The organism is Acidobacteriota bacterium (assembly GCA_033549365.1).
GTDB lineage: Bacteria > Acidobacteriota > Aminicenantia > Aminicenantales > Saccharicenantaceae > JAWSUF01.
The window spans coordinates 1-1242 of record JAWSUF010000045.1 but is presented as its reverse complement, the minus strand read 5'-3'; the positions used below and the strand labels follow the sequence as shown (position 1 = coordinate 1242).

Sequence of the window (1242 nt, the reverse complement as noted above, 5' to 3'; positions counted from 1 at the left end):
CTTGGGCCGGCTGTTCAGGATATCCAGATCCTCGAGGCTGTGACAGGTGACCTCGGGATAAGTCGGGGTCGCTTTGGCTAAACAGATCTTCCTTTATTATTTGAGGTCCCCTCTGAACAATCGTAAAATGCTTTTTCTGTAAGCATAGCCATATATTTTTCATCAGAAAAGAAATCAGAGCATAAAAATATCTAATTATCACATTTTTTGTTGAAGTGTTAGGCTTCACTTGATTCCTGATCCTGTATGAAGATTCTATGGCGAACCTCCTCCTATAAACCGTGCTCACTTTTCTCGGACTCCAATTTATTCCATATACTACAAAACCAAGATTCTCACGTCCATTCTTTCCTCTTTTTCCTTTCAAATATTTTACATCAATCGCAATATCAAGAAGAATCTCTTTTTCCGAGTTCTCCATAAGATATGTATCGAATCTATTTTTATTACCCGCGAGAACCTTTTTTATTCTCTTTCCTCTCTTAACAACGGGAGTTATATGTGGAATATTGAGTTCATTTAAAAATTCAAATACATCGATAGAATAAAATTCCCTATCCAGGCAAAGAATTCTGATTCCAAAATTCAGACTTTTTATCAAATCAATGAAATAAGAGAGATAATACACTTTTGACGTGCCTTTCTCAACTGGAAGAACGGAGATGGTAAACCGTTCATTTTTGTTGATAATATAAAGAGAAACATATGAATAAAACGAGTTTGTAGATTTCTTTGCCTGTCCTCTAATCACATATTTTTCATTTGATGTATTGATCTCTCCATAGTATGGGTCATTAGTAAAATCAATGGCGAATTCATATTTCTTATTCTGTTTCAAAGTTTCAATAGGCTTCTGGATAAGGATTTTATTGTTCACTTCCATCAGTTTTTCCAGATCAAGCTTTTTCAGGTGGTGTCTGAGGGAGGTTTCACATGGAACCTTTTCATATCTTTTCTGGACAGAATGAATTGAATTTTTATTAACTGCCATACTGATTGTTGTCTGAAAAATATCTTTACTGGTGAGTGAACCATTGATAGGTATTTGAATGTTATCGACCAGAGGTTGAAGGATATTATCGATACATTCTTTTGATCTTAATTCAATTCTTGATCTGCAGGCTAAACCATTTGATTTAGGATTCATATGGGGGCAGCCTGCACCTATATATAGCCAACGCCAACGAAAGCGCCCCGGGGGCCTTCATGGACCGGAGCCTTCTCGAGGCCGACCCGCATACG

1 protein-coding gene is annotated in these 1242 nt (G+C 37.0%); it reads right to left on the bottom strand.

The window, feature by feature from the left end; genetic code table 11:
• Positions 1-991: ISH3 family transposase (locus SCM96_15945; protein MDW7762106.1), on the bottom strand; the 991-nt coding region annotated here is incomplete at its 3' end.
• Positions 992-1242 lie beyond the last annotated feature (251 nt).